This is a genomic window from Streptomyces sp. AB3(2024) (genome assembly GCF_041862025.1).
Lineage (GTDB): Bacteria > Actinomycetota > Actinomycetes > Streptomycetales > Streptomycetaceae > Streptomyces.
In genome coordinates this window covers 1-22237 of record NZ_JBGWAB010000127.1, presented here as the reverse complement: position 1 = coordinate 22237, position 22237 = coordinate 1, and the positions used below count along the sequence as shown (strand labels likewise).

Below are 22237 nucleotides of genomic sequence, written 5' to 3'. Positions count from 1 at the left end.
CGCCCGCGCATGTTGATCCTCGCGCCCGCCCCCAGGGCCACCCCGGCCGCCAGCGCCGGCGCCATCACCGACGCCGGCCTCGGCGGGGACGCCGCGGCGGCCACCCCCGCCCAGGCCTCGGGGGCCGGCGCGCCCGCCGAACCGGCCGCCGCGCCGGCCCGGGACGCGGAACCGGCCGCCCTCTCCAGCGCTCCGGCGAACGAGAACGCCCGCGGCATGGTCTACGACGGCCTGGAGGCCGCCCCCAAGGGCGACCGCTGCGTCGGCGTCTACCGCACCGACGCCGGACTCTGCACCCACGGACCCGACGCTCCCCCCGGGGGCGTGGACATCAAGCAGGACGTCCAGCCCGTGGTCCGCACCAAGGCCCCGGCGGCCGACCCCGCGGCGCCCGCCTCCGCCGACCCGGCCGCCACTGAGGGCGGCGGGCGTCCTCAGGACGCGCCCGCGGCCGACGCCCGTACGGCCGCCTCCAAGGCGGCCCCCGCCCCGCCGGCCTCCGGCAGCCAGGGCATCGCGGCCGGACCGGCCGGCCAGACCGTCCAGTGCGACGGCGACGGGACCTCGGGCAACCGGGTCCAGGTCGTCTACGCCCACGGCCCCGGCCGCGACCGCTACGCCGAGTACCTGGCCTCCTTCCGCAAGTGGGCGGCCGACGCCGACCTCATCTACTCGGCCAGCGCCAAGGAGACCGGCGGTGTCCGGCACATCCGCTACGTGACGGCCGCCGACTGCACCCCGTCCGTGATCAGCATCGAGCTCCCGGACTCGGCCCTCGCCGAGTTCAGCGCCACCAACGCCGCGCTCGCCGGCAAGGGCCTGGACCGCCGCGACCGCAAGTACATGATCTTCTCGGACACCCAGATCTACTGCGGCATCGGCACCTTCAACGGCGACGAGCGGCCCGGCCAGAACAACCTGAGCAACTTCGGCCCCTCCTACGGGCGCACCGACTCGGGCTGCTGGGGCGGGCACACCGCCGCGCACGAACTCGGTCACAACCTCGGCGCGGTCAACAACAGCGCCCCCAACACCAGCCGTGGCGCCCACTGCACCGACGAGTTCGACGTCATGTGCTACTCGGACACCCCGTACTACCCGCAGATGCGCAACGTCTGCACGAACCAGGCGTCCGAGAACATCCTGGACTGCAACCACGACGACTACTTCCACACCAGCCCGAAGCCGGGCAGCTACCTGGCGACCCACTGGAACATCGCCGACAACCAGTTCCTGATGCGCACCGACGGCGGCGGCACCGGGCCCAATCCGAACCCGAACCCCAGCCCCAGCCCCACGGCCAAGCCCACCCCCTCGCCCACCAAGAAGCCCACGGGCGGAACGGTCGTGACGGCCGGCCAGATCCAGGCCGACTCGGTGGTGCTGAGCTGGCCCCGTACGGAGGGCGCCGCCTGGTACCAGGTGCTGCTGAACGGCAAGCACCTGACCTGGGTGCAGTCCACCTCCCTGCGCGTCTACGGCCTGCGCGCCGGCACCGACTACACCGCCGCCGTCTCGGTCCGCGACACGGCCGGCCGTGACAGCGGCCCCGGCAAGGCCACCTCCTTCCGCACGACCTCCACCGGCGGCGGCGCCACCACCCCGGGCAGCCGCTACGTGCTCGGCAACGGCAGCAGCGGCATGGCCGCCGAGGTCTGGGACGGCCGCACCGCCGACGGGACCGTCCTGGTGGCGGGCCGGACCAACGGCTACGCACAGCAGCAGTGGTACTTCGACGACGCCGGCAACGGGCTCGTGCGCATCCGGTCCGCCGTCTCCGGCAAGTGCCTGCAGCCGGGCGGCGCCCCGGCCGCCGGGATGTGGGTCTCGCAGCAGCCCTGCGGGAACGCCGCGTCGCAGCAGTGGCGACTGACCACCCGGGACGGCTCGACGACCGTCTCCGACCCGAGCGGCGGCTTCGCCCTCGCGGTGAGCAACCGTCCCTACTACGGGAACTGGCTGCTCGAACTCCAGCGCGCGGACGGCCGTCCCGCGCAGGCCTGGACGGCCCGCAAGGCGGGCTGACCCACCGCTCCGGAGGGCGGCCGCTCCCCCGGCCGCCCTCCGGCTCCGCGCCCCCACGCATCCCCCCACACGCTTCCCCCAGGCCCCCCACGCCCCTCGCCCCCCACAGACAGACATCCCCTCATCCCGTTGCCTCCCCACCTCCCGCCTGGAGCACCATGACCACGCGCCCGCGCCCCCTCCCGTTCCCCGCCGCCCTCGGACTGGCCCTGCTGCTGCCCGTGCAGGCCGTCGCCCTGGCCGGCGCCGCGCACGCCCACGGGGACACCCTCAAGGTGGTGATCACCGGTCAGCAGGCCGGGCGGGTCACCGCCGACGTCACCTGGGAGAACGACGGCGACGCCGTCGAGGAGGCCGTCGCGGCCACCGTGAACGCGGTCAGTGCCGACGGGGCCCGTACGGCGGGACCGTGGCGGCTGGTCCGCGGCACCGGCGGGGCCGCGACGTGGACGACGGCCGAGGCGCTGCCGCCCGGCACGTGGACGGTGACCGTCGACGCGGGCTTCCCCTCCCTGGGGCACGCACAGCGGGAGGTGGCCGTCCCGGTGGTGGACCCGGCCCCGCCCACCGCCTCCTCCGGCGCCTCCCCCGCCGCCTCCCCCTCCGGCGCCCCGGTGACCACGACCCCGCAGGCTCCCCCGGCGTCCGCCACCCCGAGCGCCTCCCCGGCCACCTCCCCCGCCTCCGACTCCGGCACCGCCGGCTGGTGGACCACCGCCGGGGTGGCCGGGATCGCCCTGGTCGGCGCCGCCGCCGGCATCCTGCTGCGCCGCAGGCGGCTGCGGCGGCCCTGACGGAGTGTCGCCCCGCACCGTCGCGCCGCGGACCGGCATGGTGGTCCCGGCAGTGACCGGCGGTCCGGCGGATGTGGCGGGAGAGGGCGATGAAGGGCACCGAGGTACTCGTGGACGGCTTCGAACGCGTCCGGGAAGTGGTCCACGAGGTGGTCGACGGACTCTCTGCCGAGGAACTCAACGCCCGGACCGACCCGGCGGCGAACTCGATCGCCTGGCTCGTCTGGCACCTGACGCGGGTGCAGGACGACCACGTGGCCGACGCCGCCGGGCTGGCCCAGGTGTGGCGGGAGCGGGGCTGGGCCGACCGCTTCGGCCTGCGGCTGCCCGTCGGGGCCACCGGGTACGGGCACACCGCGCGGCAGGCGGCGGCGGTCCACGTGGACGAGTTCGCGCTGCTGCTGGGCTACTTCGACGCCGTGCACGAGCACACCCTGCGGTTCGTGCACGGCCTCGCGGCGGCCGACCTCGACCGGGTGGTCGACGACCGCTGGGACCCGCCGGTCACCCTGGGCGTGCGCCTGGTCAGCGTGCTGGCGGACGACCTCCAGCACGCGGGCCAGGCCGCCTTCGTCCGGGGCGCCCTGGAGCGGCTGGAGTAGCGCGCCGACGGGCATAGGGTGGTGGCCCGTGACGACACCTGTGAACTCCCGTTTCGGCGACGCCTTCCTGTTCGAAGCCGAACGCCACGCCGCCTGGGGCGCGGCGCAGCTCCAGGCCCTGACGGCCTTCGTGCCCGCGGGCGACTGGACCGCCGACCTCGACGCCTGCCTCTACCGCCAGGGCGGCCTCGACCTGCGCGTGTCCGTACTGGGGACCTACGACCTCTCCCAGGGTTCCTGGATGTGGGGCTGGGCCAACCCGGGGCTGCAGGGGACGCCCGTGGTCGCGCTCGCCGGGCGCGCCGGGGAGTACGGGCGGGCGTACGGCATGGCCGAGTTCGCGCAGGAGACGCTGGACCTGTCGGGCTTCGCCGACCCGCGCCGGGCCGCGGAGACCCTCGCCTTCGCCGCGATGGGGGTCACCGGCGCACCGGGATACCTCAGTGTGCAGGCCGGTCCGGACACGCAGTTGTACCTGCTCGCCGACGACCCGCGGGTGCCGCGCCCCGCCTTCGACGCCACGGCGCTCCCGGGGGCGCTCACCTCGGCGATGGGCCTGATCGGGCACTCCCCGTACGCCATGGCGGCGGGCTACTTCGAGCACTTCGGCCTGCCGCAACACCAGGAGCCCGGCCGCATCACGGCCACCCTGCCCGGGAACCTGGGGGCCGAGGTCACCTTCGACGAGCTGGGCCGCATCGCGAACATCCGCGTGACCCTCGCCGGCCACCACTGACGTGCGCCCCGGCCGCCCGTTCAGTCGGTCGGGGGCCGGTGGCCCGCCGTGGCGGTGCCGGAGTCGGCGGAGAGGTCCAGGGTGCGCGGGGCCGTCGGGTCGCGGAGGCTGTCGTCCACCTCGCAGCGGCCCCAGCCCACGTGGCTGGTGACGCGGTAGCGGGTGGCCGTGGGGAGGGTGAGGTCGAGCCGGCCGGCGCCGGCGCGGCCGGTGACGCGGTCCGGCGGGGTCACGAAGCGGACGTCCGCCCGGCCGGAGCCCGCGCGGACGTCGGCCTGCCGGGAGGCGAGGCCGACGGCGTGGAGGGTGCCGGAGTCGACGTCGGCCCGCAGGAACCCGCGCAGGCCGGAAAGGTTCAGCGAGCCGGACTGCACCTTCGCGTCGACGGTGCCCTCCAGACCGCTGACGCTGATCCGTCCGGAGATTCCGGACACCTTGACCGGGACCCCGGTGGGCACCGTCACGGCCAGCCGTACGGAGCAGCCGAGTTCGTCGGCCACCACGACGGTGTCGCCGGGGCAGCGCGGGGTCAGCCTCAGGGTGTCGCCGAGCCAGCTCTCCTCGATCACCGGTGGCCCGAAGGACCAGCGGACGTCGGCCCGGTAGCCGATCTCCTGGTCGCCGCGCGGGGTGACGTCCACGTTCGCCGCACCGGCGACGATCTCGACGGCGGTCACCGTCCGTCCGGCGCTGTCGCCCACCAGGACGCCGGTGTGGCCGCTGCTCTTCGCCCACGCCTGCCAGCCGGCCGGGAGGAGGACGAGGACGGCGCCGAGGACGGCGGCGCAGTACCAGGCACGACGGTGCCCGCTCCCGGCGGCGACGGGCGCGGGGCGGGTCACGGGGTGCCGTCCAGGAAGCGCAGCACGGCGAGGACCCGACGGTGGGCCTCGGCGGCCGGGGGCAGGTCGAGCTTGGCGAAGATGTTGTTGATGTGCTTCGCCACGGCGCTCTCGCTGACGACGAGCCCGTCGGCGATCGCCGCGTTGGAGCGGCCCTCGGCCATCAGCGCGAGCACCTCGCGCTCGCGCGGGGTCAGGCGTTCCAGCGGGTCGGGCCCGCCGCCGCGGCGCAGCAGCAGCTGGGCGACGACCTGCGGGTCGAGGGCGGTGCCGCCTCCCGCGACCCGGCGCAGGGCGTCGATGAACTCCTCGACGTCGGCGACGCGTTGCTTGAGGAGGTAGCCGATGCCCGCGCCGTTCTGGGAGGACAGCAGGTCGGCGGCGTAGCGCTCCTCCACGTACTGGGACAGCAGCAGCACGGCCGTGCCGGGGCTCTGGCTGCGGATCACCAGGGCGGCCCTGACGCCCTCGTCGGTGAAGCCGGGCGGCATGCGCACGTCCACGAGGGCGAGTTCGGGGCGGTGTTCCTCGACCGCGGCGAGCAGCCCTTCGGCGTCGCCGGTCTCGGCGCACACCTCGAACCCGGCCATTTCGAGGACTTTGACAAGACCTATGCGCAGGAGGACGGAGTCCTCGGCGATCACAGCCCGCACGGCAGCTCCACAGTGACGACGGTCGGGCCCCCGAGGGGGCTGTTGATCAATATCGTTCCGTCGACCGACCCTACGCGTTTGCGCAGGCCGACCAGGCCGGATCCGCCCGCCGGGTCCGCGCCGCCGACGCCGTCGTCGGTGACGACGATGCGCAGCAGGTCCCCGCGGTCGCCGGTGACGCGGCCGATCGAGACCGAACAGCGCCGGGCCCGGGCGTGCTTGGCCACGTTGGCGAGGGTCTCGGACACCACGAAGTAGGCGACGGCCTCGATGGTGGGGCCCGGCCGGACGGCGATGTCCACGGTGAGTTCGACGGGCAGCGGCGCGCGGGCGGCGATGCCGGAGAGCGCGGCGTCCAGGCCGCGGTCTTCGAGGACGGCCGGGTGCAGGCCGCGTACGAGGTTGCTGAGTTCCTCGATGGCCTCCTTGGCCTCGCGGTGGGCCTCGTCGATGACGGCCTTGGCCTCGGGCGGCAGGTCGCGGAGGGTGGCGCGGGCGATGCCGAGGTTCATGGCGAGGGAGACCAGCCGCTGTTGGGCGCCGTCGTGCAGGTCGCGCTCGATGCGGCGGCGTTCGAGGTCGGCGGCGTCCAGGACCCCGGCCCGGCTCTCGGCGAGGTCCTCGACGCGCCGCTCCAGTTCGCGGGCCCGGTTGGGGCCGAGGAGGGCGGCCGCCGCGACGGCGTCCAGCCGGGTCAGGGCCGCGGCCGCCCAGGGGGCGGCGAGCAGCAGCAGTGCGCCGAGCACGGTGATCGTGTCGCACTGGGACTGCCAGCCGGTGGGCGGCCCGAACGGTTCCTCCCGGGGCATCATCCAGGCCCAGGCGTACACGCTCGCGGCGGCGGCGCCGAGCGCCCAGGCGAGGACGAGGAGGGCGGCGCCGGTGGCGACGAGCGGGGCGGCCACGAGGTGGTAGCCGTACTGCCGCCAGATCGATTCGGAGCGCAGCCGTTCGGCGATGCCGCGGGCGGTCGTCCAGGGGTGTTCCCGGACGACGGGCGGTATGTCCAGGCCGAGCAGGGTACGGAAGCGGCTGCGCTGGACCCCGGTCAGGAGCGGGGAGCCCACGACGGCGAGCAGCAGCGGGTACGGGGTGTGGCCGGGGACCGCGATGAGCAGCAGGCTCCCGAGGACGAGGGGCAGCGTGGGCGCGATCGCCGCCGCGCCGAAGGCGGTGTTGCGCCAGGCCCACGCCGACCAGGGGGTGTGCGCGGCGATCCAGGTGTACGTACGCCGCAGGGCGCCGCGGTTTGTCATGTCCGTACGGTATGCGCAGTGATCACCGGCCCACCACCACCCTGGTGCCCGGTGGGGGGTGTACCTGGCACCACCCCCGGTTCGGACGGTGGAGCTACTGATCTTCGCGGCGCGCGGAACGAGAGTGGTGGTGTGCCCGGCGGACGGTCCGGCGGGCCGGAAGGAGACCCGCAGCCATGGCCCTCGCCGCCCCGCAGTTCCGGACCCGGCGCGCCCCCCGCCTGTCGACGGTGCTCACCTGCGCGGGGGTGGCGCTGCTGCCGTGGATGGTGGTGCTGGCCGCGACGATGCCGGCGACGGCCGAGGTGTCCAACTGGTCGGCCGCGTGGATCGGCCTCGACTCGATGCTGGCCCTCGGGCTGGCCGGGACGGGGGCGCTGTTGCGCAAGGGGGACCCGAGGGTGTCGCCGGTGGCGGCGGCCACCGCCGCGCTGCTCCTGATGGACGCCTGGTTCGACGTCACCACCTCGGCGGGCACGAGCGGTCAGGGCATGGCGCTCGTGCTGGCGCTCACTGCGGAGCTGCCGATGGCGGGGCTGTGTGCGGTGGTGGCCGCCCGGCGCGCGTCCTGAGACGGGCCGCCCGCCCGGGCGACGGGCCACGGGGTCCGGGCCCGGGAGGCCCGGTGCCGGTGCTACTCGACGACGAGCTCGACCGGGATGTTGCCGCGGGTGGCCTTGGAGTAGGGGCACACCTCGTGGGCCTGCTTGACCAGCAGGGCGCCGGTCTCGCCCGCGAGGGACTCGGGGAGCTCGACGCGCAGGGTCACGGCGAGGCCGAAGCCGCCGGCGTCCTGGCCGATGGAGGTCTCCGCGGTCACGGAGATGTCGCCGGTGTCGACCTTCATCTGGCGGCCGACGAGGCCGAGGGCGCTGGCGAAGCAGGCCGCGTAGCCGGCGGAGAAGAGCTGCTCGGGGTTGGTGCCCTGGCCGTTGCCGCCGAGTGCCGGGGGCATGGCGAGCGCGAGGTCGATCTGGCCGTCGGAGCTGACGGCGCGGCCCTCGCGGCCGTTGGCGGTGGCGACGGCGGTGTACAGCGCGTCCATCGGGAGGTCCTTTCGGAGGGGGTGGGGCGGTTCGTGGCCGCCCCTGACCACAAATAGAGCACACAATTCAGTTGTGCACAACTCAATCGCTCACGAGTGTGCTCCGGTACACTGGCGCGCATGACCGAGCAGCCCGCAGCCGCCCTCCGCGACCAGGACTTCCTCCGCCTCGACGGGCAGATCTGCTTCGCCCTGGGCGCCGCGAACCGGGCCTTCGGGGGTCTGTACCGGGTGGTCCTGAAGGACCTGGGCCTGACCTACCCCCAGTACCTCGTGATGCTGGTGCTGTGGGAGAACGGCACGACCCCGGTCAAGGAACTGGGCCGGCGCCTGCGGCTCGACTCCGGCACGCTCTCCCCCCTCCTCAAGCGGCTGGAGGCGGCCGGCCTGATCCGGCGCGAGCGCAGCGTGCAGGACGAACGGTCGGTGCACGCGGTGCTCACCGACGAGGGCACCGCCCTGCGCGAGCGCGCGGTGGAGGTCCCGCGCCGGATCGCGGCGGCCACCGGCTTCGAGCTGGCCGAGATCCGCGATCTCCACGTACGCCTGGCCCGCCTCACGGCCGCACTCGACGCGGCCGCCCCCCAGGACTGAGGGCGGCGGACGGTCAGGCGCTGCGTTCCATGGTGGGGCGCAGGCGCTCCAGCAGGGCGTAGAGCGTCGCACCCTCGGCCGCGTCCAGGGTGTCCAGCGCGCCGTGCGTGGCCTGCATCTCCTCGCGCACCCGGCGGATGGTCTCGCGCCCCTCGTCGGTCGCGACGACGTTCTTGACCCGCCGGTCGGCGGCGGAGGGCTCGCGCCGGACCAGGCCGCGCGCCTCCAGCCGGTCCACGATCCCGGTGACGTTCGAGGCGTCGCAGGCCAGGAGGTTCGCCAGGCCGCGCATCGGGACCGGACCCTCCAGCTGGGCGAGGACCTTCGCCTGCGTGGAGGTCAGTCCGTACCGGCCGGCCGCCGCGGCGAAGTCCCGCCACTGCGCGGTGCCGATGGCGGCGAGCAGCTCGAGGAGTTCCAGCTTGCTGGGGGCATGGGGGGCGGTGGCGCTCATACCCACGGAGCGTACGCCAGGATCATTGACATTATCAACCTTTTACTTGACCACCTTAACTATTGCTGGCTACCTTCGTCCAAGTACTTGATGACATCAAACATCTGCGTCCTGAAGCAGTAAGAAGGTCTTGCCAGTCATGAGCTCCGCCGCATCCGCCCCCGCCGAAGCGAGGAACAGGAACGAGACGGTCATCGTCTTCGCCCTGAGCCTCGCCGCCATGGTCGTGTCGATGATGCAGACCCTGCCCGTTCCGATCCTGGGCCTGATCCGCAACGACCTCGGCACCTCCACCGCCAACGTCAGCTGGGTGACCACCGCCACCCTGCTGTCCGCCGCCGTCTTCACCCCGCTGCTCGGCCGCTTCGGCGACCAGCACGGCAAGAAGCCCACCCTGGTGGCCGTCCTCGGCGTCATGGTCGCGGGCTCCGTGGTGGCCGCGCTGGCGACCTCGCTGCCGCTGCTGATCCTGGGCCGGGTGCTCCAGGGCGCCGCCACCGCGATCTTCCCGCTGGCCCTGTCCGTCCTGCGCGAGGAGGTCCGCCCGCAGAAGCTGCCCGGCGCGATGGCCCTCGTCAGCGGAACCCTGGCGTTCGGAAGCGGCCTGGCGCTCGTCGCGACCGGCCTGCTGACCTCCGGTGCCGACGCCGACTACCGCAACGCCTTCTGGATGGCGACCGGCTTCGCCACGCTGGCCCTGCTGGCCGTCGTCTTCCTGGTCCCGGCCACCCGCCACAAGACCGGCGGGCGCACCGACTTCCTGGGCGCGCTGACCCTGGGCATCGCCCTGCTGCTCCTCCTGCTCCCGATCTCGCAGGGCCACGAGTGGGGCTGGTCCTCCGCCCGTACGCTGGGCAGCTTCGCCGGCGCCGCCGTGATGACCGCCGTCTGGGTCCTGGTGGAGCGCAAGGTGAGCGAACCCCTCGTCGACATGAAGATGTTCGTCCACCGTCCGGTGCTCATGGCCAACCTGGCCGGCATCCTCGTCGGCTTCGGCATGTTCGCGAACTTCCTGGGCGTCTCCTACCTCGTCCAGATGCCCGAGAAGCTCACCGGCTACGGCTTCGACGCGTCCATCCTGCGCGCCTCCGTCGAGTTCCTGCTGCCCGGCGCGATCGTCTCGCTGCTCGCCTCCCCCGTCGGCGGCCAGCTGGTCCGCCACCGCGGTCCGCGCGTCGCGCTCGGCCTCGCCGCCGCCCTCGGCGCCGTCGGGTTCGGCTGGCTGGCCCTCGACCACGGCCACACCTTCTCGGTCATCGGCGCCGGTCTGGTCGTCGGCGCGGCCGTGAGCTTCGGCTACGCCGCCATGCCCGCCGTGATCATGTCGAGCGTCCCGCACCACCAGAGCGGCATCGCCAACGGCATCAACTCGATCTCCCGCTCCACGGGCAGCGCGATCGGCAGCGCCATCGTCACCACGATCCTGGCGTCCAAGACGATCGAGCACCTCCCGGCGGGCGTTCCGGCGCTGCCGGCCGAATCCGGATTCACCCTCACCTTCTGGATCGGGGCCGGCGCCTTCGCGCTGGTCGCCGTGATCAGCTGGCTCGGCCTGCGCTCCGGCCACGGGCCCCGGGTGGCCGAGACGGCCTCCCCGGCCGCCGCGCCCGCCGGCGCGAAGGCCCCGGAGAAGGACGCGGAGAAGGACGCGGAGAAAGTTTCGGCGAAGGTCTCGGACACCGCCGACGCCGTCTGATCCCCCGCCACCTCCCGCCCACAGCCCCCCGGTCCCACGGACCGGGGGGCTGTGTCGTGTCCGCGGTCGGCCGGCTTCGGGCCGCCCTGCGGACGGTGTTGTCAGTGGGGCTCGCTAGTCTCCCGACATACCGCAGCTCAGCAGGCGTTGGCGCCTTGCGCCGGGCTGCGCAAGACCATTTTCGGACAGGCGGAGGGGCACGGGCTGATGGCTTGGCTGGCGTTGGACGAGGGGTACGAGATCGCCCTCGTGGAGGGGCGGGTCGCGGTGCGGCGGCCCGCGGGGCGGCAGTTGAAGACGGTCCCGAAGGCGTTGCGCGACCATCCCGAGGTGGACCGGCTGCGCCGGCTCGCCGAGTGGCTCGACCGGCACGAGGCCGCCTGCGCCGCCCAGGTGGACACCTGGATGGTGTCCTCCCTGCCGGTGCCGACCGCCCTCCTCGCCCGGGTCTGGCCCGACGAGGCCTGGCAGGCCGCGCTGCGCGACCTGGCCGTCGTCCCCGACACCGACCCGGACGAGGTGGGCTTCCTGCGCGACGCCACCGCCGAGGGCGAGCTCAAGGTGGTCAACCTCGACGGCGAGACCGTACGGCTGCGCCCGCTCACGGTGACCCTGCCGCACCCGGTGCTGCTGCCCGACCTGGACGACGTAAGGGAGTTCGCGGCGGAACTGGACATCACCCAGCGGGTCGAGCAGATCCACCGGGCGACCTGGACCAAGCCCGCGGACCTCTCCCCCGCCGCCACCGAGGTACGGGACTACGCGGGCGGCACCTTCCCCTCCCGCTTCAGCCTCGCCGCCCGCGCCACCGGCCTCGGCTACCGGGTCGCCGGCGGCTATGCGACCTGCAAGGTGCGCGACTCGGGCCGGGCGGTGGAGGCGGCCGTGTGGATCGGCGAGCCCTACTGGGAGGACGAATCGGAGACCGGGCCGCTGAACTGGCACGACGGGGAGGGCCGGGCCGTACGGCTCGGCGAGGTCGGACCGGTGGCCTGGTCCGAGGGGATGCGGATGGCCGCGGCGCTGTACGCCGGGCGCAAGATCGAGGAGGGCGGGGACGCATGAGCACCACCGACACCGTGAGCACCACTGACACCACCGCGGGCGCCGAGGACGGCGAGGGCGCGAGCGCCGCGCTGCTGGCCGCCGGAGCCGTCCTGCCCGTCGGCACCACCGGTGCCGGGCCCGCCGCCGTCCCGCTGACCGCCCGCGCCTACCGTCACCCCGCGCTCGGGGACGACCGGGTCGTCGTCCGGCTCGCCGCCGCCGAGCTGGGCGCCGCCGAGGACCTCGCCGCCGGCTTCCTCGGCCTCGTACCGCAGGGCGAGCCGCCCGTCGTCGGTCTCGGCCGGCGCCAGGCGCTCGGCTTCCCCGAGTGGGTACTGGTGCACCACCCCGAGGACGGCCACCACGCGCTCGCCGTGGTCCCCGAGCTGGACCGGCTCGCACGGCAGGCCAAGACCAAGCCCAAGGCGGCCCTGGACGCCTGCCACGAGCTCGCCGACCGGCTCGCCCTCGCCGTCCCGCACTTCCTGCCCGTCTTCTACGAGCAGGCCGCGCGCGTCTTCCTCGCCGTCGAGAACACCACGTACGCCGCCCAGCTGTTCGGCCGGGCCCGGACCAGCGAGGCCGGCTACGGCCTGACCGTCGACGAGGACCGCCTCGACGCCGTCTTCCTCGAATTCGCCCTGGCCGGCGCCCTGCCGGTGAAGGTCCTCACCGGATACGGCAAGGAGCTCTCGGCGCGGGTCTCCCCCGCCGAGGCCCACGACCGCTTCCGCCGCCTGTGCGTACGCCGCACCGCGGGCGGGCTCCCGCCCTCGGCGCAGGCCACCACCGAGCTGCGCCGCCTCGCCCGCGCCGCCGGGCTGAGCAGCGGCGAACCCGAGCAGGAGTACCTCGCCGAACTGCTGCCGCTCCCCGCCACCCTGCGGGCCGCGGCCGGCTGGTGGAAGTCCCACCGCACCGCGCTGGTCGCACTGGCCCGGCGCGTGCCCCCGGTCCGCGGAACCCTGCTCTCGATGATGCCCGGCAGCGGCGGCGGCGAGGCCGGCGAACTGGCCGCGCTGTGGCTGGAGGTGCTGGAGGAATCGGGCGCCACCGCCGGACTCGCCGACGGCACCCTGCCCGAGGCTGAGCGTTGCCCCGACGGCACGGCCGGCTGGCTGGAGCGCTTCCACACCGCCCGCCACGCGGGCTGGGGTACCCCGCCGGCGCTGCCCGCCCTCCTCTCGCTCGTCACGCGCTGCGCCGAAAGGCTGCGCACCGAACTCGCCCTGCCGGAACGCGAGAACGGCCTGCGCCTGGCCCTCCAGGACGTGAACCTCCTCGACCTCCTGCTCTCCCTGGGCCTGCCGGTCGCCGATCCCGGCAACGCCTGGCAGGGCGTCATGGGCCTGGACCAGTGGGCCCAGTCCCCCGACCCGCGCGACCTGAGCGCGCTGTGCGCCGACGAACGGCTGCGGCCCGCCTTCCTGCGCACCCTGGACCGCTACAACGGAAACGGGTCCGGCGGTCGCGGAACCGTCCGGCGCCTGGCCGAATGCCCCGGCAGCCGCGCGCTGCTCGCCGACTGGGTCGGCCAGGTCGCCGCGGCCTCCACGGCAGCCGCACTGCCGGACCTGCCCGAGGCCATCCGGCGGCTGACCTGGCTCCCCGCGGAGGCCCTCGCGCTCGCCCCGCAGGAGGTCTCCCGGGCCGCCGCCGCCGACCTGGGCGAGATCCTCGCCCGCACCCTGCGCGGCGGCCTGTTCGAGGAACTCCTCTGGCCCGCCTGGGAAGAGGCCGTCACCGCGCTGTCGCCCGGCGGCAACCGGCGGAACCTGACCGTCATGGACGCCTGGCCGTACGTCATCGTCGCGAACTCCACGCAGGTGCGCGTCATCGACGCCGACTCCACGGTGCTGACCCACGACCTGCGGATCCCCGCCGCCGCCGGCGGCCAGTCCCGGCAGGGCTTCCACTACGCGGACGGCGACCTGCTGGTGTTCTGGGTCCCGTACAACGGCCCCGTGCAGGGCTACTGGCTCAGCTCCCCGGGCGACGTCCTGACCCTGGACTCCTCCGCGAACTACTGGTCGGTGCGCTCCGAGCACGTCACCCTGCCCCTGCCGGGCGGCGGCCGCGCCACGGGCGGCGGCGTCCTGCACCGCGGCGACAGCAAACTGCCCGCCGAGCGGCCGGTGATCAGCGACGGCACCTCCTACTGGGTCTGGGAGCGGGGCGCCGCGATGGGCGAGTCCGACTGGGCCGAGTACGACCCCACGACCGGGCTGCACGGGCGGCGTTCCCTGCCCGGCTTCCTCGCCGACGCCCTGCGCGACCACCCGGGCGGCAGCAGCCTGGCCGACGGCACCGGCCAGAACTGGCTGCGCCCCACCCCCACCGTCGAGGGCTCCGTGCTCGGCGCGCCCGTGGAAGGGCTGCTCGGCTGGCGTGCGGTCCACGTCCCCGGGCAGGGCTGGCACGGCTCCGACAACGCCGGACGGTCGGTGACCCTGGGCGAAGGGTCCCGGATCCCGCTCCACGCCGTGTCCCTGCCCGGCGACGACCGGCCGCGCGCCGTGTCCAGCGACTGGCGGACGCTGACCCTCACCGATCCCGAGGGCGCGGCCGTCTCCCGGATCAGCGGCGACCATCAGAACCCGGCCTACTCCTCGCGCGGCGCGGAACTGCCACCGCTGCCCTACTGGTACTGCCTGCGCGCCCGGGACCCCGAGGGTTCGGCGGCGCTGCGCGCGGTGGACACGGCCACCGCCGGGGCCCTGCTCAAGACCGTCGCCGAGGCCGAGAAGGGTGCGGACGTGCCCGCTCTGGTGGGGGCCGCCCTGCCGGGCGTCGCCGCGCCCGCGCTGCTCGCCGGCGCGACCGCGGCCGTCCGCGCCGCACTGGTCCAGCAGCGGGCCCTGGCCAAGGTCTCGGAGGACCTGGCCCGGGGCCCGGTGGCCCCGCGCACCGCTGCGGCGGACCGGGGGCCGGCCGACCACCTCCTGGACGGCGCGCTGGACGGCCTGGTGGGCAACGGGTACTACCGCCACGGCGGGGAGAGCGACGCCACGTTCCGCTTCCTGCGGACGCTGGCCAAGGCGGCCGGTGACACCGCCGCCGAGGGGGTGCCCGGCCGCCTCCACCTCGACGTGCCGAAGCTGGCGCACTCGGCGTTCCCGTGGACCGGGCCGTTCTTGGAGCAGCCCGCGGCCGTCGCCTACCGGATGGCGGTCGCCGGTGGCACCGACGAGCAGCGGGCGGCGCTGCGCCGGGTGCTCGGCGAGGTCGGCGCGCTGGGCGTGGACTCCGCCGAGGGCTGCGCCGCACGGTGGCGCCGGGTACGGGTCCGGCTGGACTCGGCGCACCTGGTGGGCGCCGGCGGGCGGGCGCGCAACCCGCGCCACCGCTCCGTACTGCCGCTCGGCGGCGGCGCGCTGCTCGCCGTGACCGACCACAGCGAGGTGCTGCCCGACGGGCAGGAGTTCGACGGGCTGCTGCACGACCCGTCCGGCGCCTTCGCCGTACCGGCGCCCTACGCCCAGGTCGGGGCGGGCTCGACCGTCGGCGACCCGGACCGGGCGGCCGGCTGGCTGGCCGCGTTCCTCGACGAGGCCGACCGCCGGGGTCCGGCCCCGTGGTTCGCGTCCGCCGCCGAGGAGTTCGTCCGGCTGACCGGGGTGTCCGCCGCGCTGGCGGCGCTGGTGCTGGCGGGCCTGCCGCGGCTGGACTCGTACGAGCGCGCGTTCCTCTCCGCCGAGTTTCGCGCCGTCCTCGGGGTCAAGGCAACCGACGCCGCGCACGCCCGTGACGACCTGAAGGAACTCGGCTTCGACGTGCGGCGCGAGCTCGTCGCGGCGCTGCTGCCCGCCGACCCGGCCCGGCTGTGGACCGACGGCCCGGACGCGGCCGCCGCCGCGCGGGTGTGGAACCAGCGCGTGGGCCGTCGTACGCCGGTTCCCGAGTGGGTGCTCGCGGAGGCCTCGCGGGACGTGCGCACCCCCTGGCCGGCGCACCGGGCGCTGCCCGAGCTCCTCGGGCCGGCGTCGTCCCCGGTGCTGTCCACCGATGTCGAGTGGGCGGTCAAGGGGGACCACGTGGAACCCGTCGTGCCCGGCAGCCGGTGCTTCGACTCGTCCGCGCTGAGCGGGGCGATGGCCCTGACGGCCTGGCTGGCGCACCGGCTGCCCGCGGGTCACCCCGTCCGGGCCTGCCTGCCGCCCGCGCTCACGGCGGTCCGGCAGCGGCTCGCGGCCCCCGGGCTGCTGTTGACCGCCGGGCACTACACCTCCCTGACCGACTTCCGGACCGCGGCCGGCGCCCCGACCGAGACCGGCGAGGGGTACGAACGCTACGGGGCGGTGGTCCTGGCCACCCACGACGACCGGCCGCGGCCCGCGCTGCGCACGGCGTTGCTGGACTCCACCGGTTCGGACCCGTACCTGCCGCTGCTGCGCGGCGTCGACCAGCGGCCCTCCGCTGCCGAGACGGCGCTGCGGCTCGCCCATGACCCGGCGTTCGCGGCCCTGCTCGCCGATCCGGGCGCGCCGGTGGCGGGTGCGGTCGCCAAGGACGGCACCTGGTGGACCCAGGACCCGTGCCGCAGCGTGCCCGAGCTGGTGGAGGAGGCGCAGGCCGCGTACGGGCTGGGCGCCGACGCCGCCGCCCTGTACCTGATGCTGCTCGCCATGCCCGACCCGACCGACCGCAACACGGCGCGGTGGACGGGCTGGAAGCCGGCCCGGATCAAGGCCGCGCGGGCCGAACTGGCCGCCGGCGAACTGGTGGTGCAGGCCGCCCGTACCCGTGCCGGACGCACCCTGTTCCTGCCCGGAGGCTGGGCCGAGCCCGGTTCGCCGGTGCTGCCGGTGGAGCAGTGGAAGCTGTCGATGTACCCGGCGGCCCCGGGCGGCAGCCCGGTGCTGGGCGTGCTCGTGCCCACCGAGCCGGCCGCCGACCTCTACCGGCGGGCGTGGGGTCGGGTCCGGGAGGGCGACGTCCCGCGCTTCGAGCAGCTGAAGGTGAAGCGCACGGCGGGCCGCCGCCGCTGATCCCGCCGGAGGGGGTGCGGGGGCGGCCTGACGCGCCCCCGCACCCCCTCCCCACACCGTGCCTCACCCTTCTTCACCCCCTCCCCCTTTTCACACCAGCCCAGAGGACCCGAGGAACCGATGACCGTCACCGAACAGCCCGCTCCCGCCCGGCAGGTCATGCCCGCCGAAGAGCGGTACGCCGCCGAACTCGCCTTCCTCGCCGCCCAGGACACCGGCCCCCGCCCGCCCGGCTGGGCGCTGACGCCGCGCGCGGCCGTGACCTTCGTGTGCGGCAGCGAGGGGGCCGAGCTGGCCCTGCCCCGGCGGCGCGCCGGGCTGCCGGCCAAGCTGGTGATCGCGCCGAAGTTCGTCGGCGAACGCGCCCTGGTGGAACGGTGCGTGGTGACCCTGGCCGGAGAGCGCGGACTGCTGCTCACCGGCGAGCCGGGCACCGCCAAGTCGATGCTGTCCGAGCTGCTGGCCGCCGCCGTCTGCGGCACCAGCGCCCTGACCGTGCAGGGCACCGCGGGCACCACCGAGGACGCCTTCCGCTACGGGTGGAACTACGCGCTGCTCCTCGCCCAGGGCCCGACCCCGCAGGCCCTGGTCGACTCCCCCGTGCTCTCCGCGATGCGGACCGGGCGGGTGGTGCGGGTCGAGGAGATCACCCGCTGCCTGCCCGAGGTGCAGGACGCCCTGGTGTCGATCCTGTCCGACCGGCGGGTCAGCGTGCCGGAACTGACCGCCACCGAGGACTCGTCGGTCAGCGCGGCCCCCGGGTTCACGGTCATCGCCACCGCCAACCTGAGGGACCGGGGCGTCTCGGAGATGTCCGCCGCGCTCAAGCGCCGCTTCAACTTCGAGACGGTCGCGCCGATCGCGGACCCGGACGCCGAGGCGACCCTGGTCCGCCGCCAGGCGGTCGCCGCCGTGCAGCGCGCCGGGGCGGCCTTCGGGGTGGACGACTCCGTACTCGACGCGCTCGTCACCGTCTTCCGGGACCTGCGCTCCGGGCGCAGCGCCGAGGGCTGGGACGTGGAGCGGCCCGGCACGGTCATGTCCACGGCCGAGGCCGTGCAGGTGGCGGCCTCGCTGGGGGTCGCGGCCGCGTACCTGCCCGGCGGCGACGTGCTGGACCTGCTTCCGGGACACCTGCTGGGTGTCGTGCGCAAGGACGACCCGGCCGACCACGGACGGCTGCTGGGCTACTGGGACGGCCCGGTCCGCCGCCGGGCCGAGGACGGCTCGGCGATGTGGCGCCGGCTCTGGGACCTGCGCGGGAGCCTGCGTTGACGGTCACCGATCCGCGGGAGGCGCTGGCGGCGCTCGCCGCGTCGCGCGAGCCCTACCTGCTGGGCGTACGCCACCACAGTCCCGCGCTCGCGGCGGTGGTCCCGGCCCTGCTGGAGGAGGCGGGGGCGGAGGTCGTCTGCGTGGAGCTGCCGGCCGAGTTCCAGCCGTGGCTGGCCCACCTGGCCGACCCGGAGACGGTCGCGCCGGTGGCCCTGGCCGGGCTGGGGCGGGAGGGCCGCCTGGCCTTCTACCCGTTCGCGGACTTCTCCCCCGAACTGGCGGCGCTCCGCTGGGCGCGGAGCCGGGGCGTGGAGGTCGTCTGCTGCGACCTCCCGCTCGCCGACCGGGGCTGGTCGGCCGACCCCGCTCCGGCCGACCCCGCTCCGGCGGGTCCCGCCCCCGCCGACGGGAGCGCCGGCGGGACCGTGGACACGGCCGTCCCCGAGGCCGGGGCGGCCCGGGAGGGCGCGGCCGGCGGGCCCGCCGGGGCGGCGCCGACCCGGTTCGCCGACCGGCTCGTAGCGGCCGGGAGCGGGCGCGAGGGGGACGACCTGTGGGACCGGGCCGTCGAGGTGCTGGCCCCCGGGTGCACCCCGGAGGCCGTGCGCCGCGCCGCGCTCGGCGTCGGCTGGGCCCTGCGGACCGACGCGCGCGCCGTGCCCCCGGTCGACCTGGCCCGCGAGGCCCACATGCGGCGCGTGATCGCCGCCGCGGCCACCGGCGGTCGCCGGGTGGCCGCCGTGATCGGCGCCTTCCACGCCCCGGCCCTGACGGCGTGCCGCTCCGCGGCGGACACCGCCGCCGAGGCCGGGGCGGACGCGGCGGACGCCGTCGCGGAGGCGGGACCGAAGGGTGGCTCCGAGGAGGTCGTCACCTCGTTCGTGGCGTACTCCCACGACCTGCTCGACTCCCGCTCCGGATACCCCGCCGGCATCCGGGATCCGCTCTGGCAGCAGGCCGTGCTCGAAGCGGGCGGCGACCCCGAACGCCTGCGGGAGGCCGCTTCGGTCGCCGTCACGCGCGTGTGCCGGGAGCTGCGCCGCGCCGGGCACACCGCCGGCACCGGCGAGGCCGCCGAGACCCTGCGGCTCGCCTGCGACCTGTCGGTGCTGCGCGGGCTGCCCGCGCCCGGCCGGGGGGAGATCCTGGAGGCCGTCCAGACGGTGCTCGGGCACGGCGAACCCCTCGGCCGGGGCCGGGCGCTGGCCCGCGCCCTGGAGACCGTACTGGTGGGCACGGGCCGCGGCCGCACCACCCCGCACGCCCCGCGTTCCGGGCTCGGGCCCTCGGTGGAGGCGGAGCTGGCCGCGCTGCGGCTGCCGTCGCCCGAGGACCCGGCCGCCCGGGAGGTCCGCCTCGACCCGCTGCGTTCCGAGCTCGACGGGCGCCGCGAGGTGCTGCTGCAGCGGCTGCTGGTCTGCGGGGCCTCCTACGGCGAGCCCGTCGGCGTGGCCGCCACCGGCGACGGCACGGCCCTGGGGAGCAAGTGGCGGCTGTCCTGGACGCCGTCCGTCCCGGCCCGGCTGGACCTGGCGGGGGTCCGCGGCGTCACCGCCGCCCAGGCGGCCTCGGGGACGCTGCGCGAGCTGGCGCGCCGCGAGGCCGCCGAGGGCGGCCCGACGACTGCGCAGGTGCTGACCGGGCTGGCCGCCGCCGCACGCTGTGACCTGCCCGCGCTGGTCGACGTACGACTGGACGAGCTGGCGGCGGTCCTGCCGGAGAGCGCCGCGCCGGCGGAACTCCTGGACGCCGTCGACCTGTTGGAGGGGCTGCGCCGCGGCCACCTGCCCGGCGCCTCGGCCGGGGCCCGGGAGCGGTCCGGCTCTCTGGCCGGTGAGCTCCTCGACGCGGCCGTACGGGCCCTGCCCGGCCTCGCCGGGAGCGACGACCCCGCCGACGCGGGCACCCTGGTGGCCCTCGCCGACCGGGCGGCCGTACGCCGCCTGGGGTTGCGCATGGACGCCGCCCTGGCGGAACTGGCCTCCGGCGCGAGCCCGTTGATGCGGGGCGCGGCCCTGGCCGTACGGGTGCTGCTGGACCTGGACCCGGCCACCGGGCTCGGCGAGCGCGCCGCCGCCTGGGTCGACGGCGCGGCGGGCCCCGACGGCCGGCGCGCCCTGGCCCGGCGGCTCACCGGCCTGCTCAGCGCCGCCGGACCGCTGCTGGACGCGTCTCCGGCGGCCCTGACCCCGCTGCTGGACCGGGTGGACGCCCTTTCCGACGAGGCGTTCCTGGAGCGGCTGCCCGCGCTGCGCGCCGGGTTCGACGTGCTCGCGCCGGCGGCGCGGGAGCGGCTGCTGGCGACCGTCACCGAGCGGCTCGGCGACCGGGTCGACCTGTCCCTGGACGCGCCGCCCGCGTTGCTCGCGCTGTGGGCCGCCGCGGACGCCGCCGGGCTCGCGGCGCTCAAGGACCTTCCGGTACCGGCGCGTCCGGCGGACGCCGACGTCCCGGACTGCGAGGTCCCGGACTGCGGAGCGGACGGGGCCGCGCCCGCGCGCCCGGAGGCGGCGGACGGCCGCCGTCTGGCACCCGCCGACCGGTGGCGGCTGCTGCTCGGCAGGCAGCGCGACCGGCTCCCGGCCGGAGCGGGCCGCTACGCGCGGGCCCTGGACGAGCTGTACGGGGCCGGGCGCGGTGAGGGCTCCGGCGACGTGGGCCGCGACGCCACCGGCGGCGGGGACGACCCGTCCTTCCCCACCGCCCGGGAGTGGGCGGCGGAGCTGGAGGCACTGTTCGGCCCCGACGTACGGGAGGAGGTGCTCGCCGACGCGGCCGACGCGGGCCGCGCCGACGTGCTCGCGACGCTCGACCCGGGATCCGTACGCCCTTCCGTGGAGCTGCTGACCTCCGTGCTCTCGCTCGCGGGCGGCATGCCGGAGCAGCAACTCGCCCGGCTGCGGCCCCTGGTACGGCGGCTGGTCGACGAGCTGGCCAGGGAACTCGCCACCCGGCTGCGGCCGGCGCTGTCGGGGCTGGCCACCCCGCGCCCGACCCGCCGCCCGGGCGGCCCGCTCGACCTGGCGCGCACCCTGCGGGCCAATCTCGCGCACACCCGGCGGCTCGACGACGGCCGGGTGGTGGTGGTCCCGGAGCGGCCGGTGTTCAGCACGCGCGTCTCGCGCGAGGCGGACTGGCGGCTGATCCTGGTGGTCGACGTGTCCGGGTCGATGGAGGCCTCGGTGATCTGGTCGGCGCTGACGGCGGCGGTGCTGGGCGGGGTCCCGACCCTCTCGACGCACTTCCTCGCGTTCTCGACCGAGGTCGCCGACCTCACCGACCGCGTGGACGATCCGCTGTCGCTGCTGCTGGGTGTCCGGGTCGGCGGCGGTACGCACATCGCGGCGGGGCTCGCGCACGCGCGCACGCTGATCACGGTACCGAGCCGCACGCTGGTCGTGGTGGTCAGCGACTTCGAGGAGGGCGCCCCGCTCGGGGGCCTGCTCGGCGAGGTGCGCGCCCTGGCCGCCTCGGGCGCCCATCTGCTGGGCTGCGCCGCGCTCGACGACGCGGGCGCGCCCCGGTACTCGGTGCCGGTGGCGCGGCAACTCGTGGCGGCCGGCATGCCGGTGGCCGCCCTCAGCCCCCTCGCCCTCGCCCGCTGGGTGGGCGACCGACTCCGTGGAGAACCCCGATGAGCAGCACCGTGTTGCCCCCCGTCGCCCCCGAGGTGCTGGCGGAGGCGGTGGAAGGCCTCAGCGCCCGGCTGCGCAAACGGCTCGACGCCGCCATCGAGGCGTGCGGGGCGGGGGCCGAGGCCGGATCGGACGGCACGGTCACGGTGCGCTTCGGCGAGGACGCGGTGGTCACGCTGAGCCCGGGCCCGTCGGGGACGGTCACGGATCCGGCCCAGGCCGTCTGCGCCTGCCTGCTGGCCCCCCGCTGCCTCCACCGCGCGGCCGCCCTGTGCGCGGCGCCCCTCGCGGATCCGGAGCGGGAGCCTTACGGCGACGGGGAGCCGGAGCCGGAGTCCCTCCGGGGGACGGTCGCGGAGCCCGGATCCCGGCCCTCCGGGGCGGGTACGGAACCCGGGCTCGATCCGGCCGCGGGAACCTCCCCGGAGACGGGCGCCGGGGCCGGACCCGGCACTACCACGGGGGTCCTCCCCGGGGCGGGCTCCGAGCCCCGTCCAGGGGTGGGCGGGGAGCCGGAGGCCCGGCCCGGAGGGGCTGCCGGCGGCGCCGCGAACCGCACGGCGGCGGGCGGAGCGGGCCGGGCGGCGGCGGCCGG

Annotated in this window: 16 protein-coding genes and 1 pseudogene; 12 read left to right on the top strand and 5 right to left on the bottom strand. The window is 75.9% G+C overall.

All coding sequences use genetic code 11. The features are described from left to right. The 4 genes from ACEPPI_RS33240 to ACEPPI_RS33225 form a co-directional block, all read left to right on the top strand. A partial coding sequence (locus ACEPPI_RS33240; RefSeq protein WP_373918989.1) for an RICIN domain-containing protein occupies window positions 1-2025 on the top strand: 2025 nt, incomplete at its 5' end. 158 nt (window positions 2026-2183) lie between these two features. Next, window positions 2184-2819 carry a hypothetical protein gene (locus tag ACEPPI_RS33235; protein ID WP_373918988.1) on the top strand — a complete coding sequence of 212 codons (636 nt, stop codon included), beginning with the start codon at window positions 2184-2186 and terminating at the stop codon, window positions 2817-2819. 89 nt (window positions 2820-2908) lie between these two features. Then, window positions 2909-3421, top strand: coding sequence for a DinB family protein (locus tag ACEPPI_RS33230; protein ID WP_373918987.1), 513 nt, complete (start codon window positions 2909-2911; stop codon window positions 3419-3421). A gap of 28 nt (window positions 3422-3449) precedes the next feature. Further along, the gene (locus tag ACEPPI_RS33225; RefSeq protein WP_373918986.1) at window positions 3450-4157 is read left to right on the top strand and encodes a DUF6882 domain-containing protein; all 708 of its coding nucleotides are present in this window, start codon (window positions 3450-3452) and stop codon (window positions 4155-4157) included. Window positions 4158-4177: 20 nt separating this feature from the next. Here ACEPPI_RS33225 and ACEPPI_RS33220 read toward each other — a convergent pair whose 3' ends face one another. From ACEPPI_RS33220 to ACEPPI_RS33210, 3 genes are read right to left on the bottom strand one after another with little or no spacing between them, the layout of a single operon-like run. After that, on the bottom strand, window positions 4178-4999 hold the full coding sequence (locus tag ACEPPI_RS33220; RefSeq protein WP_373918985.1) for a hypothetical protein: 822 nt from the start codon (window positions 4997-4999) through the stop codon (window positions 4178-4180). After that, the gene (locus tag ACEPPI_RS33215) at window positions 4996-5652 is read right to left on the bottom strand and encodes a response regulator transcription factor (RefSeq protein WP_371680259.1); all 657 of its coding nucleotides are present in this window, start codon (window positions 5650-5652) and stop codon (window positions 4996-4998) included. The genes ACEPPI_RS33220 and ACEPPI_RS33215 overlap by 4 nt, the downstream gene beginning before the upstream one ends. After that, on the bottom strand, window positions 5640-6908 hold the full coding sequence (locus ACEPPI_RS33210; protein WP_373918984.1) for a sensor histidine kinase: 1269 nt from the start codon (window positions 6906-6908) through the stop codon (window positions 5640-5642). The genes ACEPPI_RS33215 and ACEPPI_RS33210 overlap by 13 nt, the downstream gene beginning before the upstream one ends. A 176-nt stretch (window positions 6909-7084) precedes the next feature. Here ACEPPI_RS33210 and ACEPPI_RS33205 point away from each other — a divergent pair, with 176 nt between their 5' ends. Continuing rightward, window positions 7085-7480: a hypothetical protein gene (locus tag ACEPPI_RS33205; RefSeq protein ID WP_373918983.1), complete on the top strand. Its 396-nt coding sequence runs from the start codon at window positions 7085-7087 to the stop codon at window positions 7478-7480. 62 nt (window positions 7481-7542) lie between these two features. Here ACEPPI_RS33205 and ACEPPI_RS33200 read toward each other — a convergent pair whose 3' ends face one another. Then, window positions 7543-7953: an organic hydroperoxide resistance protein gene (locus tag ACEPPI_RS33200; RefSeq protein WP_356212455.1), complete on the bottom strand. Its 411-nt coding sequence runs from the start codon at window positions 7951-7953 to the stop codon at window positions 7543-7545. A gap of 120 nt (window positions 7954-8073) precedes the next feature. Here ACEPPI_RS33200 and ACEPPI_RS33195 point away from each other — a divergent pair, with 120 nt between their 5' ends. Continuing rightward, entirely contained in the window at window positions 8074-8547 is a 474-nt protein-coding gene (locus ACEPPI_RS33195) for a MarR family winged helix-turn-helix transcriptional regulator (RefSeq protein ID WP_373918982.1), read from the top strand. Between the two features lie 13 nt (window positions 8548-8560). Here the strand turns inward: ACEPPI_RS33195 and ACEPPI_RS33190 are convergent, their stop codons facing one another. Then, window positions 8561-9001, bottom strand: coding sequence for a MarR family winged helix-turn-helix transcriptional regulator (locus tag ACEPPI_RS33190; protein WP_373918981.1), 441 nt, complete (start codon window positions 8999-9001; stop codon window positions 8561-8563). Window positions 9002-9140: 139 nt separating this feature from the next. On the opposite strand from ACEPPI_RS33190, the gene ACEPPI_RS33185 reads away from it, so the two are divergent. From ACEPPI_RS33185 to ACEPPI_RS33160, 6 genes and pseudogenes are all read left to right on the top strand, one after another. After that, window positions 9141-10697 (top strand): MFS transporter, encoded by a 1557-nt coding sequence (locus ACEPPI_RS33185; RefSeq protein WP_373918980.1) that lies wholly within the window; start codon window positions 9141-9143, stop codon window positions 10695-10697. A 207-nt stretch (window positions 10698-10904) separates the two neighbouring features. Further along, complete coding sequence (locus ACEPPI_RS33180) at window positions 10905-11762, top strand: DUF4132 domain-containing protein (RefSeq protein WP_373918979.1); 858 nt, start codon at window positions 10905-10907, stop codon at window positions 11760-11762. Beyond that, window positions 11759-16732, top strand: a complete 4974-nt coding sequence (locus ACEPPI_RS33175; protein ID WP_373918978.1) for a DNA-binding protein — start codon at window positions 11759-11761, stop codon at window positions 16730-16732. Before ACEPPI_RS33180 ends, ACEPPI_RS33175 begins: the two co-directional genes overlap by 4 nt. Window positions 16733-16852: 120 nt before the next feature. Further along, complete coding sequence (locus tag ACEPPI_RS33170) at window positions 16853-18007, top strand: AAA family ATPase (protein ID WP_373918977.1); 1155 nt, start codon at window positions 16853-16855, stop codon at window positions 18005-18007. Further along, the gene (locus ACEPPI_RS33165) at window positions 18004-21645 is read left to right on the top strand and encodes a DUF5682 family protein (RefSeq protein WP_373918976.1); all 3642 of its coding nucleotides are present in this window, start codon (window positions 18004-18006) and stop codon (window positions 21643-21645) included. Before ACEPPI_RS33170 ends, ACEPPI_RS33165 begins: the two co-directional genes overlap by 4 nt. Next, window positions 21642-22237: pseudogene (locus ACEPPI_RS33160) on the top strand (hypothetical protein); the annotation flags it as partial. The gene ACEPPI_RS33165 and the pseudogene ACEPPI_RS33160, both read left to right, overlap by 4 nt.